At 41.9% G+C, this 18,743-nt stretch carries 14 protein-coding genes; 3 read left to right on the top strand and 11 right to left on the bottom strand.

All coding sequences use genetic code 11. From position 1 onward, the window contains the following. Positions 1–71 precede the first annotated feature (71 nt). Positions 72–1,187, bottom strand: a complete 1,116-nt coding sequence (locus V5M37_RS02795; RefSeq protein ID WP_423800665.1) for a M20 metallopeptidase family protein — start codon at positions 1,185–1,187, stop codon at positions 72–74. Positions 1,188–1,291: 104 nt separating this feature from the next. After that, complete coding sequence (locus tag V5M37_RS02790) at positions 1,292–2,752, bottom strand: amino acid permease (RefSeq protein ID WP_423800664.1); 1,461 nt, start codon at positions 2,750–2,752, stop codon at positions 1,292–1,294. Positions 2,753–3,093: 341 nt separating this feature from the next. Between V5M37_RS02790 and V5M37_RS02785 the strand changes: the two genes are divergently transcribed. Beyond that, on the top strand, positions 3,094–4,524 hold the full coding sequence (locus V5M37_RS02785; RefSeq protein WP_423800663.1) for a sigma-54 interaction domain-containing protein: 1,431 nt from the start codon (positions 3,094–3,096) through the stop codon (positions 4,522–4,524). A 118-nt stretch (positions 4,525–4,642) separates the two neighbouring features. Here the strand turns inward: V5M37_RS02785 and V5M37_RS02780 are convergent, their stop codons facing one another. From V5M37_RS02780 to V5M37_RS02745, 8 genes are all read right to left on the bottom strand, one after another. Next, positions 4,643–6,655: a (Fe-S)-binding protein gene (locus tag V5M37_RS02780; RefSeq protein ID WP_423800662.1), complete on the bottom strand. Its 2,013-nt coding sequence runs from the start codon at positions 6,653–6,655 to the stop codon at positions 4,643–4,645. A 49-nt stretch (positions 6,656–6,704) separates the two neighbouring features. Next, the gene (locus V5M37_RS02775) at positions 6,705–7,580 is read right to left on the bottom strand and encodes an electron transfer flavoprotein subunit beta/FixA family protein (RefSeq protein WP_423800661.1); all 876 of its coding nucleotides are present in this window, start codon (positions 7,578–7,580) and stop codon (positions 6,705–6,707) included. Positions 7,581–7,594: 14 nt separating this feature from the next. Continuing rightward, the gene (locus V5M37_RS02770; protein ID WP_423800660.1) at positions 7,595–8,671 is read right to left on the bottom strand and encodes an electron transfer flavoprotein subunit alpha/FixB family protein; all 1,077 of its coding nucleotides are present in this window, start codon (positions 8,669–8,671) and stop codon (positions 7,595–7,597) included. 19 nt (positions 8,672–8,690) lie between these two features. Beyond that, the gene (locus tag V5M37_RS02765) at positions 8,691–10,667 is read right to left on the bottom strand and encodes an FAD-dependent oxidoreductase (RefSeq protein WP_423800659.1); all 1,977 of its coding nucleotides are present in this window, start codon (positions 10,665–10,667) and stop codon (positions 8,691–8,693) included. Positions 10,668–10,816: 149 nt separating this feature from the next. Further along, positions 10,817–12,046: a PucR family transcriptional regulator gene (locus V5M37_RS02760; RefSeq protein ID WP_423800658.1), complete on the bottom strand. Its 1,230-nt coding sequence runs from the start codon at positions 12,044–12,046 to the stop codon at positions 10,817–10,819. Positions 12,047–12,240: 194 nt separating this feature from the next. Further along, a complete protein-coding gene (gene gndA, locus V5M37_RS02755; RefSeq protein ID WP_423800657.1) occupies positions 12,241–13,656 on the bottom strand; it encodes an NADP-dependent phosphogluconate dehydrogenase in 1,416 nt (471 codons plus the stop codon). Positions 13,657–13,711: 55 nt separating this feature from the next. Beyond that, positions 13,712–14,539 (bottom strand): HAD family hydrolase, encoded by an 828-nt coding sequence (locus tag V5M37_RS02750; RefSeq protein WP_423800656.1) that lies wholly within the window; start codon positions 14,537–14,539, stop codon positions 13,712–13,714. A gap of 43 nt (positions 14,540–14,582) precedes the next feature. Continuing rightward, positions 14,583–15,254: a GNAT family N-acetyltransferase gene (locus V5M37_RS02745; RefSeq protein WP_423800655.1), complete on the bottom strand. Its 672-nt coding sequence runs from the start codon at positions 15,252–15,254 to the stop codon at positions 14,583–14,585. Between the two features lie 312 nt (positions 15,255–15,566). Between V5M37_RS02745 and hxlA the strand changes: the two genes are divergently transcribed. Beyond that, complete coding sequence (gene hxlA / locus V5M37_RS02740) at positions 15,567–16,208, top strand: 3-hexulose-6-phosphate synthase (RefSeq protein WP_378588400.1); 642 nt, start codon at positions 15,567–15,569, stop codon at positions 16,206–16,208. A 16-nt stretch (positions 16,209–16,224) separates the two neighbouring features. Next, positions 16,225–16,782, top strand: a complete 558-nt coding sequence (gene hxlB / locus V5M37_RS02735) for a 6-phospho-3-hexuloisomerase (RefSeq protein WP_378588397.1) — start codon at positions 16,225–16,227, stop codon at positions 16,780–16,782. A gap of 71 nt (positions 16,783–16,853) precedes the next feature. Here the strand turns inward: hxlB and V5M37_RS02730 are convergent, their stop codons facing one another. Beyond that, on the bottom strand, positions 16,854–18,485 hold the full coding sequence (locus V5M37_RS02730; protein ID WP_423800654.1) for a PucR family transcriptional regulator ligand-binding domain-containing protein: 1,632 nt from the start codon (positions 18,483–18,485) through the stop codon (positions 16,854–16,856). Positions 18,486–18,743: the final 258 nt, after the last annotated feature.

Below are 18,743 nucleotides of genomic sequence, written 5' to 3'. Positions count from 1 at the left end.
CAACGGAACCGTCCCTGTGTATGCCCCAACTAGGGTTTGTTTTATACTTAAAAATTGCTTTAAATAGTTTTTTATAGCTCAGCTAGTCCTTTGAATAGTTCCACTCCAGTTTCAATGAGGTCATCTCGGAAGTCATACTCATAGCTATGCAAATTCGGGTAGTCTTCTCCGTTTCCAATATAACAGTAAGAACCTTTTGTGAGTTTCGTGTAATGACCGAAATCTTCTGATGCACGGAACGCTTCCGTCATTTCAGCCATTGGAATGCCTTTTTCTTTGCAGACTTGACGAATTTTGTCAGAGCTCTCTTTATGGTTTGCTGTTTCTGGGAACTCCTCCTGATACTCAAAGCTCACCTTGAGCCCATAGTTTTCTGCCTCAGCCTTTGCAGCATTTTCCAGATTCTCCTGAAGTTTGACCATCTCTTCTTCGTAACGTGCTCGAATCGTCATCCTTAATACACCCTTGCTTGCATTTACACCGAATGCTTTTGCACCAATATCCACTTGAACGATCGTGCATAGAACGATTCCTTTATTGTTTGCAGGAGCAATGTATCCAGGAATAGCATCAATGATCTTTGCAATAGCAAATGATGGATTTATACCTTTTTCTGGTTCGCTGGCGTGAGAAGGAACACCTTCCATATAGATGGACATACCCTTGGATGCAAATTGTGCTGTTCCATCAATGACATGGACCGTATTTTTTTCAACACCACTCCAATTATGCCAGCCAAAGATTTCATCAATATTGTTTTCCTTGATAAAAACAGAGCATTCGGCAGCACCATTCCCTGTTTCCTCTGCGTGCTGAAACAGGAAGAAGATGTTATTGTCACAGCCTTTCTGATCAATCTCCAAAGCGAAACCACAAAGAGTTGCAGAATGGCCATCATGTCCACATTTGTGAGAAACTCCTGGGAACTTAGAACCGTATGGGAGATTGATCGTTTCCTCTATTGGAAGAGCATCGAAATCTGCGCGGAAAGCTATGTTCCTTCTTCCAATCTTGGAGTGATAGATTGCATAGAACCATGAGCCTCTGTCGACAATTTCGAGCTGTGTATATTTTTTAAGAAAATCAATCAAGTATTGTTTCGTCCAAAATTCCTGATTCGAAAGTTCAGGATGCTGATGTAAATCATGTCGCAATTGTATAGCCAATTCTAGATTTTTACTTTCCATTTTCATTCTGTCTCCCTGAATTAATGGCAAAAACCCTGCTTTCCAGAAGGATTACCAGGGTATTGCATCAAATGATTTTAGCGTGATGCTACAAATAAAATTCTTTATTTTATTTCTGTTTCATTGATATGCGCCTTTAAGAACGGCTCATAGTTCATTTCCTGCAGCTTCCCTTTTTTATTCAGGTACCTGCCAATAATAAAGTACAATATTAGCATCGGTACTCCAATGTAGAAGGAAAATCTTGTATCAGGGCTGTAGGCGGTGTAAATGGCAATACCAACTAAAACCAATAAGCAGATGATTGTTGGAATCGGATAAGTTCCCATTTTGAACTTTAGCTTCTCTACAGAACCTCCGTTTGCCACCAGCCATTTTCTAAACCGATAATGGGAGAGAAAACTGCCGAACCAGCCAAGCAGAGTATTGAATCCAGCGATGGATGTCAGCCAAATGAACACTTTATCCGGTGAAACGAAGTTGGTGATAAGAGAAATCTGACCCAGAAATAAAGTCAGAATAACCGCATTCGTTGGGATCCCGCGTTTGTTCACTTTTCCTAATGCTTTCGGTGCTTTTCCTTCTTTTGATAACGCAATTAACGTTCTGCTAAGTAAATATACGATGGAGTTTGCAGCAGAAGCTAAAGATGTAAGAATAACGATATTCATGATAGCAGCCGCACCTGGTATACCGGCAAAGTCAAATAAGCCAGCATAACCATTACTCAAAACGCTTACATTTTTGTGAGGAACAACCAAACCCATAACCGTTATCGAACCAACATAAAAAATTAATATCCGGAAGAAGATGGTGTTGATCGCTTTAGGAACATTCTTCTGAGGGTCTACTGTTTCTCCTGCTGCTGATACAACCGTTTCAACCCCTAAATAAGACCAGACTACCCCAGTCATCATTAATATGACCGCTGTAAATCCATTCGGGAACACGGACTCGCTCGTCCAGTTGGATAATCCAATAAACCCTTGATGTCCAATCACTCCAAAGATCATTAGAACCCCCATAATCAAGAAAATGATAATGGCGAATACCTTAATTCCTGCAAACCAGTATTCAGCTTCTCCGTACGATTTAACATTGATCAAGTTTAAGACCAGAATCAATAATGAAATCGCGATACAGAATACAACCGGCGGAATGTTTGGGAAAAATTGATTTAATATCATTCCCCCTCCTACAATTTCAGCCCCAAGACCGAGAAAACCGTTAATGTATAAATTCCATCCGACCATGAAACCTAAAACCGGGTGGACAAACAAACCCGAATAAGTAGTATAAGCACCAGGAGTCGGCATGAAAGTGGACATTTCGCCAAGACCTTTCATTAAGACATAAACTAAAATTCCTATCACTAAATATGCAATAGGGCCCCCAAGAGCACCTGCCTTCGATACTACATTTCCCGAAGCAAGAAATAACCCTGTTCCAATTGTTCCACCAATGGACATCATAGTAATATGTCTACGTTTAAGCCCACGGTGCAACTCATTACCTTGATCCCCAAATTGTTTTTTTGGCTCCTCAATCTTTTTAGCAGCTTGCATAAAATTTCCCCTTTTTTCTTTAATTCGTTTCCGACTTGTTTTCTACGTTCCAATTAGGATGCATTTTCTTGAGTACACTTTGTAATATTGCAAGAAGCATGCCAATTTTAAAAGACTGATAAATCAGCACATTCAAAAAAGAATTTACTAAATTTATAATTCATTTCTAACTCAATGATTCTAAATAGATTCAATTCGTGTCGAAAAATGTATGAAAACGTCTTATAACATGCTATAGTTTCTTACATAGGGGTTCAAATTGAGTCGCATACGAATCAAAAATACTGAAGGTTTAAAGCTTTTCTAGCATAAGGAAATAAATTATGAGAGGGGGAAACACTTTGACTGCAAAGATCTTACAACAATTTGATGGGCAATTACTCTTAAAGATTATTAATACATTAAAAGACCCTATTTGGATTATCGATAACCAAGGGAATGTATTGTGGGTGAATCAAGCAGCTTATGATTTTTTTTCAGTATTACAAGTCGATGAATTGGTTGGCCAAAACGTAATAGAAATGGAAAAACGAGGTTTATTTACCCCTTCTATCGCACGGCTTGTTATCGAACAAAAACAGTTTGTAAGCACCACGCAGGTCACTCAAAATAATGTTCACTTGCTAGTTTCCAGTGACTATATCCCCAACGAGAAGGGGGATATCCAATATATTGTTACACATGCAAGACAATTATCCCAAGTTATCAATCAATCGAGTGAATTAGAAAAAATCGAATCTATTCTACAACTATATAAACAGCAAATTCGTCAACTCATCTTACAACAAAAAAATCAGCAGTATGAAGATTTCTATGTTGGAAAAAGTAAAGTTTCTCTGCACCTTATCGAATGGTCTCAAAAGGTTGCGGATATCGATACAACAATTCTATTAACAGGAGAAACAGGTGTCGGAAAAACGGCCTTTGCCTACAGTATTCATCAGCTGAGCAGTCGCAATCATAAACCATTTATTCATTTAGACTGCGGTGCTATTCCAGAGTCCCTCATTGAATCTGAATTATTTGGCTACAAAAAAGGGGCATTTACAGGGGCCAATTCGAATGGAAAACTCGGTTTAATCGCTGCTGCTGATCAAGGGACTTTGTTTTTAGACGAAATTGGGGAATTTCCTCTTCATCTACAATCAAAGCTTCTGCAATTTCTGCAAAACAAGACTTATCGGATGATTGGGGATAACCAAGTCCAACAAGCGGATGTGCGAATTATTGCAGCAACCAATGTGAATATAATGGAACGCGTCAAAGAAGGAACATTCCGTAAGGACTTATTTTATCGTTTAAACATCCTTCCTATGGAAATTCCACCTTTACGTAAAAGAAAAGAAGATATTATTCCACTTTTGAATTTTTATTTAAAAAAATTCAATCAAAAGTATGGCCGTCAACATACTTTATCCAAAAACATAATGGATGCCTTATACAATTACAGCTGGGATGGAAATATTCGTGAACTTGAAAATCTAATGGAACGATTAGTGATTACCTCTGCTGGACCAAAAATCGATATAGACGATTTACCAAGTGACTTCCCCCTTCACCAGTCTCAACAAATGCTCATCCAAAATGTAGAAGAAGTGAGCTTACCAATCTATTTGGAACAGATTGAAAAAAACATTTTAATTAAAGCTTATAATGATACGAATAGTACTTGGAAAACAGCAAAAAAACTCGGTGTATCCCAATCCTATATCATTCGTCGGTTAAAAAAATTCAACTTGAAAATACGCGAGAAGGAATTGGTTGAGGAGTAGGTCCATAGGGACGGTCTGTCTTTGGACAGAATGACACAGCAGAACTGTCCCCATATCCCAGAACAACTCAAAACGAGGCATGAGAACCGTCCCCATGCCTCCCCATGCCTCACTTACCTTATGAAACCGCCGCATGAAGTGCGTTTGCATTTACCGCCATTAGTACCAGCTCTGATATATCAACCACTTTGATCTGGTCCTCTACGCCAAGGGAAGCGACTGCTGCTGAATACATAACCATATCTTTTGGACAGCTTACGACAAAGTGGGTTACTCCAGGTAATGTTAAGGCTTCTTTAATCCGGCTTTCTGATGGCCGTTCCTGTACGCCTGATTCATTCATCCACATTCGGCCGCCGCCAGCGCCGCAGCATAAGCTTCCCCCGCGATTCCGCGGCATATCTACAACCTCAACACCGCAACGATTCAGGACCTCCCGCGGCTGTTCGAAAATCCCATTCCACCGCCCGATATAACAAGGATCATGGTACGTTGCCCGAATTCCAAGCGGGGACTCAACGGAAAGCTTTCCCTCATTGAATAATTCTAAAAACACCTGGCTGTAATGATAGACCGGCTTATCTAGCCCAAGCTTCTGATAATCGTTAGCAAGCGCGTTGAAGCTATGAGGGTCTGTTGTAAGAATCCGATCAAAGTTTGCTTCTTTTATCGAAGCCATGTTTTGATTTGCCAGCTGTTCAAAAAGCCCGATTTCTCCCATGCGCAGTGCATCATTTCCTGAGCTTACTTCACTGTTAAATAACAAACCAACATTTAAATCGGCCTTTTTAAATACTGAACTTACTGAGTGAATGGAATTTAAAACGCCCGGGTCCGTCTCAAAGGATGCTACATCTCCCAAGAACCAAAGCCAATCTACCTTTTCATTACGGGCGTCCTTGAAGCGGTAATCAACCGAAGCAGCCCAGGCCGGTCTTAGCTTATGGTCTTTTCCATACACATTTCCATGATCAATGAGACCTTCCAGCGTTGCTTGTGCCCGTTCTTCTAATAATCCATTCTCTACCAACGATGCACGCAACCCGACAATTTTTGGTACATGTTCAATGAAAACTGGACAAGCCTCCTGGCATGCGCCGCAAGTGGTACATGACCAAAGCGTTTCAGCGGAAATCACATTTCCGGCAATTGCCCAATCTTCATTCATTGCCGGCTTATTTCCATGCAACTGTTCTAGATGAGCATCCCTTAAGTTTAGGATAAGCATCTTCGGTGATAAGGGAGACCCTGATGCGTGGGCAGGACATACGTCTTGACAGCGTCCACATTCCGTACAGGTATATAAATCCAAAATGTCTTTCCATGTAAAGTCTTCATATGTTCTAATCTCCTCCAAAGACTGATTTGAGTCATCTTGTGAGACTAATTGGCCGGGCGGGTCCATTTTCCGGAAGAAGATCGCCGGTACTGCAAAAAAGACATGCAGGTGTTTCGACGTTGGCAGGTACATCATAAAAGCAAAGATGATTCCGATATCCATTAAATAGCCAATTGTATAACCAATAGCGGGGATAATCGTTTGGTCCAGCCCTAGGGCAATCCAAACCTTAGAAAGCATAACCCCAAGAAAATGGCCATCTTTCATTTCATCAATCCCGTATAACGAGTCTGCGACAAGCGGAAAAAACGATGTATGGATCACAATGCCAATCATAATGGCGGAAATCATTCCAAGGATTATTTCTCCATCGCGCTCATCTGACCCTTCATAGCGCTTCGGACGGATGACGCGGCGCTGGTAAATAGCCAGAACCACGCCAGTCAAAACTAGTAATACCCACAAATCGATAACAGCTTGAAGTACCACCCCTACTGAAAATGTCGGGGAAATAACTTGCCCAATCGCTTCAATAATATCCAACATCAGGATCACAAAACCGCTGAATATAAATAGATGGATGATCCCCGCCAAACGGTTGCGCAACAGCCGTTTATGTCCAAATACCTGGACTACCATCGAGGAAAGCCGCTTGCCTATCTGATCCATCCGGTAAGTAGGCCGGCTCCGGCGCATTGCCAGCAAAATAGGTCTCAGTCTTAGAAGCATCAATGTTATTGAAAAGCTCGCCAACAAAATGGTCAGCAGGCCTAAAAGTCCTTGTAACGTCATCTTTTCACCATCCCCTCGCTGTTCAATCTAAATAGATAGACAGATAGTCTTACAGAAGTTTTTCAGGAAGCAGTTCCTTCTTCTTCAGAAATTCAATAATCTCCCGAACAGCCTCTGACGGTGCCGCTTCCACCATTTTTTTGTCCTCTTCCTTCCCCGCTTTTGCAGTTTGTGCGGGGCCGCCGCCCCTTAGGAATTTTAAGCGGTCAGCCGCACTTTGACTTGAGTCGATAGCAGTCCGTTTCGTCCGCGGCTTCGGAGCTTCGACTGAGATTACCTTTGTTCCCGGCAGCCCGTCCCACTCCGGATTTACCACTTTGATCTGGACATGATTTTGATTGGCCCAGTTTCGGCGTTTGACGGAAACATATTTGACAGGAAAGTATCCAGCCTGGACCGATAGCAATGCCGGCATGCTTACCGAAAGCATTTGACGCCAGCCACCCTGAAGGCGCTGTCGCACTTCTAGGGTTTTCATGTCCCGTTTTTTGACGAAATCAACACGCGGTATACTTGGCATTCCGAGATAGGTTGCCAGTAACGCTGGCAGTGTTCCGGTACCGCCAGCATTTCCGCATATAATCAAATCAAACGACTGCTTCCTTAGCCAATTAGCGAGAATAATAGCCGTAACCGTAGAATCCTGCCCGACGAGGCCTGGAATTCTACTAATCTGAACAACCGAGTGAACCCCGTAAGCTAACGCATACTCCAAAGCCGCTTCACTAGATTCACCGCCAAAGCTAACGGCAATCAATTGATCATCTTTCCCACAGAGTGAACTTGCCAGCTGGATTGCCGCAACACTCGATGGTTCAATCATATATTTGACCGATGTTTGTTCATCGAAATACGTTTGTTTCACAGTCTCCAGTGTCGTACTTTGCAGCGATAAGAACGAATCGATGCATACAGCCACCTTCATATGTCATCCCCCACTTAATTGATCAAACTGACAGCTTTCGGCCTTTTGTCTGCAGCCTGTGATGTCCCGCCCGCTTCTAGTTCAGCTATTAATCCCCTTATGATCGTATCGGCATCACCGACAATTCCTAAATGGGCGATTTTAAATATATTTGCGTTCTTATCCGTATTAATGGCAATGATCACCTCGGAATCACGCATCCCATCCACATGTTGGGAAGCACCCGCTATCCCAGCGGCGATATACAAACGGGGTTTAACAATTTTCCCGGTTTGCCCCACCTGTCTAACATAAGGAACCCAGCCTAAATCTACCGCTACCCTGCTTGCCCCCACTGCCGCCTCAAGAAGAAATGCCAGTTCTTCAAGGGCTTTAAAGCCTTCCTCTCCCTGAATGCCGCGGCCTCCGGCCACAATCCGTTCCGCTTCAACCAGATCAAGCTCGCTTGGGTTTGGAGGTAATAACTCTACCGTTTGAACAGTCTCTGTTTGCTTCTTGCTAACATCCTGGCGCAGGATTTGTGCCTTTGCCTGCGGTTTCGTTTTTCCAAGGCCGGCAACTCCAGGCTTCAGACATACGCACCATGGATGATCGTCAGACATGCTGATTGTCATTTGTCCCTTGTTTTGCCATATGGATTGAATGACCTCAAGCTTGTTATCTGGAGTAAGTTTAAAACTGATGGCATCACGGGCGATCACTCCATCCCAAGCACCGATTAGACGGCAAGCGCATTCAACCCATAGAGGGGTGGACGGACACAACAGCAGCCGGGGGGATTGACCATTCATGCTGTCGAGCAAAACCTGGCTATACCCCATCATTGAGCCTGGTTTGCCAAATTCCGCATGTAGTAAAACAAGAACTTTATCCGCCCCATTTGCAGCTAATTGATGGCAATCTTGATCCGAGATCATCTCAGACTTTCCAAACACAATCGCCAGTGTTTTCCATCCGGTCTTTTTGGCCAGCACCTGGGCATCCTGAAGCAATTCCAATGTGATTGTATCCCACTGCTTTCCCGTCCGTTCAGCAAGCACCCAAATCTGTGAATCCTCCGCGTATCCGATGCTACTTGTTTTTTCAGGCACAAATCCCACCCCTTTACACTTAAATCTGTCTAGCGACCCTTGTACCTTCTAACAGCGCATTATTTAAACCGCGTGCAGCAACCGCATCGCCAACAAGGTGAAGGTCAGCTACTTTTCCTTTCAATTCTTTCCATAAGCCGTCATTTGCAACTCCTTTTGCTGCAACTACCACCGTATCATATGGTCCCATTTCCCATTCACGATGGGATAGATAATGCTCAACTAACACGGTTTTGTCCTCATTGATTTCTTTGGCATTTGTTACAGGAGTAATCTGTACACCCAGGCCATCCAAGCGGGCATATAAATCAGGGCGCATCGTTCCGTCAATTTCTTCCCCTACAACCCAAAGGCGTGAAATCACTTCAACAACATGGCCTCTTTCAGCAAGGAACTCCGCTACGGATAAACCTTCTTGATGGTGGTGTTCATCAATAAACAATACTCGTTCTCCGATTTGTGCGGTTTCGGCCAAGGCTTCTCTGGCTGTAACAACAAATGGTAGATCCGTTCCAGGAATATCGAGTCTTCTAGCAGTTGAACCAGTTGCAACAACGACTGAATCTGCACCAAATGCTACTACATCTTCTACATTAGCGGTTTTGCCCAATTGCACCTCAACACCTAACTTGCGGCACTGCCCTTCCAGCCAGTCAACGGAACTTGCCCAAGCTTCACGATTAGGGGCTTTGGCTGCCAATCGAATTTGTCCTCCCAGCTGGCCGCTTTGTTCCCAAATTGTTACATTATGTCCAATCTCTGCCGCCATACGTGCCGCTTCTAGTCCGCCTGGGCCTCCGCCAATGACTAATACTTTTTTCGCAATCTCTGCAGGCTTCCATTCCATCAATTCGCTTTCGCGGCTGATGAGAGGATTTTGGACACAAACCATTGGTTTGCCGATATAAATTCTGCCGATACAGCCTTCATTGGCCCCCATACAAATCCTGATATCATCTATTTTGCCTTCCTGTGCCTTCTTAGGAAGGTCAGGGTCTGCGATAATGGCACGGTTCATTCCGACAAAATCTGCTTGCCCTTCTTCAAGAACTTGGTTTGCCTGCAGTGGGTGGACAATTCTTCCACAGGTTAAAACCGGTACATCACATCCATTTTCCTGCAAATAGGAGCGTATGGCCCCGGCAAAACCGGTAAAGATTCCGAGAGGATAGTTCATCGATGGAACCGTTAATGCTGTGTGATATTGTGTCGCACCCACGGACCCGATGACATTAAGCAAGTCGATTTTTCCACTCTTCACACTTCGAAGCGCAATTTCCTGCATGTCTTCATTGGTAAGACCGCCTTCAATCAGTTCATCACCTGTAATCCTTAACGCCACTAGGAAGTCATCCCCGACGGCGTCTCGAACGGCGTCGATCACTTGATTTCCAAATCTCATCCGGTTTTCCAAGCAGCCGCCATATTGATCGGTCCGGCGGTTTGAAATAGGCGACCAGAAGTTATCAATCATATGCCCGTGGGCTGCCGAGATTTCAACTCCATCAAATCCGCCTTTTTTCAGTCTTAATGCTGCCTGAACATAGGCATCCACTAACCAATCAATATCGTCAGGCTGAACAATATGCGGCATATGATAATGATTTGGTTCCGGTATATCGGACGGGGCATAGGTTGGGAGCCATGTAACATCATTCCAGGTACGGCGCCCGCGGTGTGAAATCTGGGCCATCAGAACGGTACCATAAGGCTTGATTTTTTCTGACATTTTCTTGAAATAAGGAATTACACTATCATCCCAGTTGTGAATTCCGCCCCAGTCGGAGTTTGGAGAAGTAGGATGGACAGAAGATGATCCCATCGTCATCAGCAATCCTACACCACCCCGGGCTTTGGCTACATTGTAATCAATGAATTGATCAGAAGGATTACTTGTAGGGTTAAAAGCGGTAGCATGCGCGGTAACCGCAATCCTATTTTTGATTTCAATGTGACGAATTTGTTTTGGGCTAAACAACAGATCCAGATTTTCCATTTTTTCCTCTTCCTCCCTGAATGTTTCGTAATTTTTTTAATTTTATAAATTCCTTACTTGGTTTTAATTATAAAAATTCTCTTTGTTCTTTTCTTCGTATAAAATACAGAAAAAAAAGAGGCAATTTTTGCAAAAATACACAAATGCCTCTACGTTAAAAATTTTTCAGTTTTTAGGTCAAAATAAAGAATTAACTTTTGCATCGGATCCATTAAATCGATTTCCCCGATTTCCTCTATTCTCTTTAAGCGGTAATTAAGGGTATTGATATGAATATGCAGCGCACTTGCGGTTTCTTTAATATTGTCATATTTTAAATAGATTTCTAGCGTTTTCAGCAAATTAGAATTTCCTTGCTGGTCATATTCGCCGATTTTCTGCAGGGCCTGATTCTGATAGGCTTCATCGGCATTTTTTTCTAAAATGGCGGGGATAAATCGAAAAAAACCTAATTGAGGATAATGGAAAATACCTTTTGTTTCCTCTGGAAGCTTTCGTTTAATCCCAATTACCGTTAAGGCTTCTTGGTAGCTGGTTTGGATTTTCCGATAATTGGAATAGACACACCCACAGCCTCCGATAAACCCCGAAGCCCCTAGTTTTTCCGTCATTTGCGAAATCGCACTCGAAATAAAGCTGCTGCAATTTTTATTTGGAGTACCTTTCCGGGCATCAGGATTGACTAAAAAAATAAGCCTTTGGCCCTCATTACTACTCATGATGACCTGCACCGATTTGAAAGTGTTCGCTAAATAAGCAATTTGCCTGTACATGCTTTCACTTATTTCTTCTGGAGATTCAAATACAATGATACTAAATTCGGGAGGAAGGGAGACCTTTACTTGCAGCGCCCTCTCCTTGATTCTTTCCTGAGTATTGATCTCACCCGATAGAATCTGCTGGAAAAACTTATGGTATCCTTCGTGTTCATTTTTTCTTCTATACCGAAGCTGCAATAGTTTGATGCCCACTGCTTCTGCAGCTTCTTTCAGCAATTGGGTCTGCCACACTTCATCAGCATGTCCGGAGCCAATCACCCAAATATGGCCCAACAGGTCATTTCCATTCCTTACAGCAATCGCAATCCGGCTGCCAAAACCGGCCTCGTCGATGGGAGAAACACGAATGGGATTGTCACTGTTTTTCAGTTGTTGAATGACACCATCCCTCCATAAACCATTAATGATAATTTCCGGTACTTGCCGATTAATAATCGTCGCAATCCTGCCTGCGTCTGTGACCTTTTCATGCGAGCTATAGGCAAGAAGCCGGAAATTGACATCCTCTACCGTAACAGGACAACCAAGCAGATCGCTAATCGTATCCACCAGTTCTTCGAGACTATCAATGTGAACAAATGAATTACTATCTTTCCCCATCTACCTAACCCCTTTTAGTCGAATTCTATCATTACCCGCGAAAGAAGTTTTCCAACCCTATTTTATTTAAACCATGTTTAACTGTTCCCTACCAATGACGAATATCACATATTCGCACCTATTTTTCCACCAATTATGAATTGTTTGAAAAATAAAAACCCTTGGCTAGGCCTAGGGTTTAAAATAGAATTTGTTTATTTTTCCAGCCACTCAGTATGGAAAATACCTTCTTGATCAACACGTTGATACGTGTGTGCACCAAAGTAATCACGCTGTGCCTGAAGGAGATTGGCCGGTAATGTTTCTGAACGATAACTATCATAGTAGGCAATCGCGCTCGAAAAAGCGGGAACTGGAATACCGGACGTAATGGCCACTGCTACTACTTCTCGTAACGAAGATTGATAGCTTTCGACAATCTCTTTAAAATAAGAATCTAATAATAGATTCGTAAGTCCTGGATTCCGGTCATATGCCTCTTTAATTTTTTGTAAGAATTGCGCCCGAATAATACAGCCGCCGCGGAAAATCATGGCGATATCGCCATAACGTAGGTTCCAATCATATTCTTCTGACGCAGTCCGCATTTGGGCAAATCCTTGTGCATAAGAACAGATTTTACTCATATACAAGGCTTTTCTTACCGCATCAATGAAATCCTCTTTTTTGCCTTCAAATGCAGTTGCTTTTGGCCCTTTTAACCATTTGCTTGCTTTTACCCGCTCTTCTTTCATAGCGGAAATAAACCGGGCAAATACCGATTCAGTGATAATCGGAAGCGGAACTCCCAAATCCAGGGCATTCTGGCTTGTCCACTTGCCAGTGCCTTTTTGTCCGGCCGAATCCAAAATGACATCGACAAGCGGTTTGCCGGTTTGTTCGTCCACTTTTGTAAAAATATTGGCCGTGATCTCAATTAAATAACTGTCTAATTCCCCTTTATTCCACTCTAAAAATACTTCGTGAAGCTCTTCCGCTTTTAAACCCAGCAGCTGTTTCATAATAAAATAGGCTTCCGATATTAACTGCATATCACCATATTCAATTCCATTATGCACCATTTTCACATAATGTCCGGCCCCATTTGGTCCGATATATGTGCAGCAAGCATCTCCTTCTACCTTTGCGGAAATCGCCTCCAAAATGGGTTTCACCAATTCATAGGCTTCTTTCTGGCCGCCAGGCATGATGGAAGGACCCTTTAATGCACCTTCTTCGCCTCCTGAAACACCTGTACCAATAAAATGAAGGCCTGCTTCCGCTAATTCCTTATTCCGTCTAATCGTATCCTGGAAAAACGTATTGCCGCCATCAATAAGTATGTCCCCTTCTTCAAGATACGGTTTTAAAGATTGGATCGTTGCGTCTGTGGCCGTACCCGCTTGAACCATTAACAAAATTTTTCGGGGTCTTTCTAATGAATGTATAAACTCTTCCACACTATATGTTCCGACAATCTTTTTACCTGCTGCTTCTTTGGTTAAAAAAATTTCTGTCTTATCCGAGGAACGGTTATAAACCGAGACGGAATATCCCCGGCTTTCAATGTTTAATGCAAGGTTTTTCCCCATTACAGCTAAACCAATTACACCAATCTGTTGTGTTGGCAAAATTCCTTCTTCCTTTCCATATTAAATTTATGAAGAAGAGTTTCATCATCTAGAATCATCTGACAGAAGATGGCTCTTGCGGTTGAATTAACTGCAGGAGATTGCGCACTGCATATGCAAAACCGTCTTCGTCATTGGTTTTTGTTACAATCGAGGCTTTCTCTTGAACATATCGCGGTGCATTTCCCATTGCCACAGATGTCGTTGCCACTTCGAATTGGGCGAGATCGTTCCCGCCGTCGCCAAAAGCAAAAATCTCTTCGAAAGATACATTCATGATCTGTTGATAGCGTAATAAGGCCTGCCCTTTTTGAGCTTCATTTGATGTAATTTCAACATTATTCGGAAAGGAAGAGGCCATTGCGATCTCAACTTGATTTTTTAAACTCTTTTTTACTTCCTCAATTTTTTCTAGTTGATCATTCTGAACCAAGGCAATTAATTTATAGATTTTAAGGTTTTCCAGGTTGAAAATTTCATCGTAATGATAGTCACGGAAAACGACTGCTAATTCTTCATTACTTTTCCGCTGCAGCGGAGGCAATGTGGAAGGGAAACCGCCATGATTCGTATAGACCAGCACATAGACTCCGATTCTTTGTAAAATAGAGAGTGTCTGTTTATAGGCGGGAATCGGTATGGAAGTCTCGAATAGCAGGTTTCCCGTTTTTGAGTATAAAACAGAGCCATTTAAACAAATAATTGGAATTTCCAAGTCTTGTATTCCGTTGATTTTTACAATATCTTTATACGCCCGTCCTGTATTGAGGATTATTTCATATCCTTGTTGTTGTAATTCATTCAAGGCCAAAATATTCTCCTTCGATATCTCATGTTGAGAGTTTAAGAGTGTACCATCTAAATCAATCGAAACACATTTCATTGCTTTATCCCAATCCTTTCATCTCTGTGCCAATTTCCTTTGCCTAAATCGGCAGCAGCTGAACCTGTTTATTTTTTTCCAAATTTTGAACCATAACATACCATGAGATTGGTTTGTTTGATAAAACGGTATAATATCGTTTTAAGAATTTCACAATAAGGCTTGTAGGCAGTTCTTTCAGATTGTCATTGGTCGGAAGAAAGCAAAGATCGAGGCCGGTTACAGGCTCACCATCATTGTTCCAGGATGGATGGACATAAGGAAAATCAAGGCGTTTATAGCCGAGATGCGCCAATACCTCGCGGCGGACATAGGGATCCATCGGCTTAACGCCGCCGAATCCATAATCGTCTACTTGGTATGGATCATAAACTTCGGCAAACATACCATATAATTCTTCCCCGTTTTCTGCCGCTAAAGCTTTCAAATCTGCTAACCTCTTATTCGCCAAAAAAGGACCTATCCCCAGCCCGGCTTGACCAATAATCGTAAAATCAGTCATCGCAATATTAAAGTCTTTATAATAACGATATTCCGTCGCTCCTACTACCTTATTATTTTCAACTGCCACAAAAACCCGAATATTAGGGTCTTCCAAAGGCTCTTTCCACAAATTAAATTCTAGTACTTCTTCCGGCGGGAACACTTCTCCCATCAATTGATGCAACTGTTTAAAATACGGATCTACTATATTTGTTATTCGATGGTATTCCACTTTTTCTTCACCCCTATTATTGATTTAATCAGCTTTTGCCAAATACAAATAAAAAAGATTGAAAGATTATTTTTATTATTAAGTACAGATTGAGTTTTAACAAGTACACACTTTTTTGTTAGATAGTGAGAAAAAAAACACCTAATTTGGAAGATGGAGCCAAGATTTAAAGCAGGTTAACATGTCTTTTTAGCACGTCTTTACAGTGTCATTTTTAACACTATATGAAAAAAAAGTGCATACTTTGTTTTTGGAAAATTGCAAATTATAATGAACATTGTAGCAACCAAAATATTAAAGGAGGAACAAAAAATGGAATTACAATTAGCTCTAGACCTTGTAAATACTGAAGAAGCAATTAAATTGGTGGAAGAAGTTAAAGACTACATTGATATCGTAGAAATCGGTACACCAGTAGTTAAAATCGAAGGTCTTCAAGCAGTAAAAGCAGTTAAAGAAGCATTCCCACAATTAAAAGTACTAGCTGACACGAAAACAATGGATGCAGCAGGTTACGAAGTTTTAAAAGCAGCCGAACATGGTGCTGATATCGTTACGATTCTAGCAGTTGCTGAAGACGAGTCGATCAAAGGTGCAGTTGCAGAAGCGAAAAAACAAGGCAAAAAGATTCTTATTGATTTAATCGCTGTTAAAGATATTGCCAAACGTGCCGCAGAAGTTGACGCAATGGGTGTAGATTATATCTGTGTTCATACAGGTTACGACCTGCAAGCAAAGGGCCAAAACTCCTTTAAAGACCTTGAAACACTTAAGAGTGTCGTAAAAAATGCAAAAACTGCCATCGCAGGCGGCATTAAATTAGAAACACTTCCAGAAGTTCTTAAATCAAACCCTGACCTTGTCATTGTAGGCGGCGGTATTGCGAACCAAGCTGATAAAAAAGCTGTTGCGGCTAAAATGCAAGACATGATTAAGCAACATGCTTTAGTGTAAGAAGGGTATTTCCATTATGACAACTCTCAAATATGCTTCAGAAATTGTAAAAGAGGTAGATCGGACAATCGGCCAAATTGCCGAAGAGGATTCTGAAAGATTAGTAGACAGAATTCTTGAAGCCAGAAAAGTGTTTGTAGCCGGGGCTGGAAGATCTGGATTTATGGCCAAATCTTTTGTAATGCGCTTGATGCATATGGGGTTAGATGCTTATGTTGTTGGTGAAACAGTAACCCCCAGCCTGCAGGAAGACGATATTTTAATTATTGCTTCTGGATCGGGTGAAACGAAGAGCCTTGTATCAATGGCAGAGAAGGCTAAATCAATTGATGCCACTGTTGCAGTTGTTACCATTTCTCCAGAATCAACGATTGGCAGATTAAGCGATGTAGCCATTAAAATCCCGGCCAAGCCAAAAGCTGGTGCGGATGGTGATTACAAAACCATTCAACCGATGGGCTCATTATTTGAGCAGACCCTCTTACTTTACTTCGATGCGACCATCTTAAGGATCATGAGCAAGAAGGGGTTAGAATCTGGCGTTATGTATGGCAGACATGCAAATTTGGAATAGAATTCAAAACAGCTTCACCATCCGGTGAAGCTGTTTTATTTCACTAAGTAAACAGCGATTTAAAGTTAATTTCAACTACCTTGATTTGACAATGATTCAAGGTCGAGCGCGACCTTAATCCAAAATTGACAGCTAGTGGATGACAGGCTGTCCCCGATTAGTTCCTCAATCCGTTCAATTCGATACCTTAAGGTATTCCGGTGAATATGCATGGCTTTAGCGGCACTTTCCCGGTTGTACTCAAGCGAGGCGAGACATTTTAGCGTCTCATAGAATATGAAACCACGTTCGGTAAGCAATTCCTTCGGCAGGATTAAGTTCCGTAATTGCTCAGCCCTGTCCGAACTCATTGCCCCATAAATAAGCAGCTCACGCCTAAATCGGCCGGCAAAATATGGCCCCTCTGATTGACTTTTGTATAAAACGATGGGCACTAGAGCTTTGGCCTCACGGTAGCTTTCAGCAAGAGATGAAACGTGCTGCTTTGTTTCCCCCAATATTAGCACCGGGGCTGGTTCTTGGCTGCTTTTGTTTATGTTAAGTTGTAAGCGCTTTAGTTCCTTTTCGATTAAATTCTGATCTCCGCTAAAAGACAGGATTAAGACAAACTGATTCTCATATATCTCGCATAGTCCGTCAACTTCAGCTGTATCCTCGATCCATTGTTCACATTCAGCCAGCAGCTTGTCCATATCTTCCCGCTCCCGTGGTCCATGCTTATTTTCATCAAAGAGAATCAGACCCGCAAGCCAATTTGTGCTCCGTGAAAAACCCAGCTCTTGTACTTTTTCTTCCATAATGGCGGGGGCTTCTTGCGGATTTTCGATTAGAAACTCCAGTAATTCCAAACGTAACTGTCTATTTTTCAGCTCCGTTTCCTTGTTATGTAGTACCTGGTCAATAAGGAGAGCTGCCGCAAATTCAAGGATAGGAAGCTGTTCCTCCGTCAAGTCATTACCTGAGGGTAAAAGCCAAAGAGCTCCCCAAAAATCCCCTTCTATTTGAAGTGGAACAACAAAAGCATCCGTTTGTTCGCTGATTACCTGTACTTTAGTTTCTATCGGTCTATCGTCAAGCAGACGATCAGATAAACCTTTTTGGAATATTGGAATAAGGGAACCCAATACTTCTGGCAGGTTCATGCTGGTTTCTTTTGGAACTGATTGTTCTAGTACTTTGTTCGCAGAATCAGTAATGACGGCTGGACAGTTCAAATGTTCACTCAAAAGCTCGCAAACCTTTATTCTGCTATTTGCCTCTCCTAATTCTTTGGCAAGTTTACTAGGCAGTTGTGCGGCTAATTCTCTTTTTTTAATTTTGCGGTTCATAATTTCAATATGAATCGCATGGGTTATTTTCACAAATGGTACATGATAGGGTGCTTCTAAAACAGGAATCGCATATTTTTCTCCAAATTCCAAGGCAGCCGGAGGACATTCTGTTAAGTAACGCCCGGTCGCAAATAGAATGCCTGAAATTTGATAACTCAAATATCCTTCAAGAAGTTTACTCTCCAATTCCTTATCTTTCGGCCAGCTTTGTCCGCTAGTTAAAAGCAGTTCCCCTCCCTCCAGGAAATGTTGCACATCATCATATTCAAAAGCGTGAGCCCAGCGTACTCTTCGATACAGTCCTTTTTGCCCTGAACGGACGGTTATACTGCTCAACTGCGACAGCTGTAATGCCTCTTTAACTGTTAACACGCAGTTTTCCCCCTTTGTGCCAGATGTATAGAAAATTCTAAATTTTATTACAATATTTTAGCATTATAGTACAATTGTGCAAAATATTAAATAATGCTAATCTTATTAAGCTACTATTTTATGATAAAATAGTGTAGAGCAATCTAGCTTTATACTCGTAATTTTCCCAATCTTTCGATAATACTTACATATCTATTCTATCACTTTAATAAGTTTTCTGCACTTTCAGACCCCCTGATATGAAAGCGCTATATCTAT

Origin of the sequence: Neobacillus sp. SAB-20_R2A, from assembly GCF_049568635.1 — a bacterium.
Taxonomy (GTDB): Bacteria; Bacillota; Bacilli; order Bacillales; family Cytobacillaceae; genus Neobacillus; species Neobacillus citreus.
The sequence above is the reverse complement of the archived record's forward strand: the minus strand, read 5'-3'. Positions and strand labels throughout refer to the sequence as shown.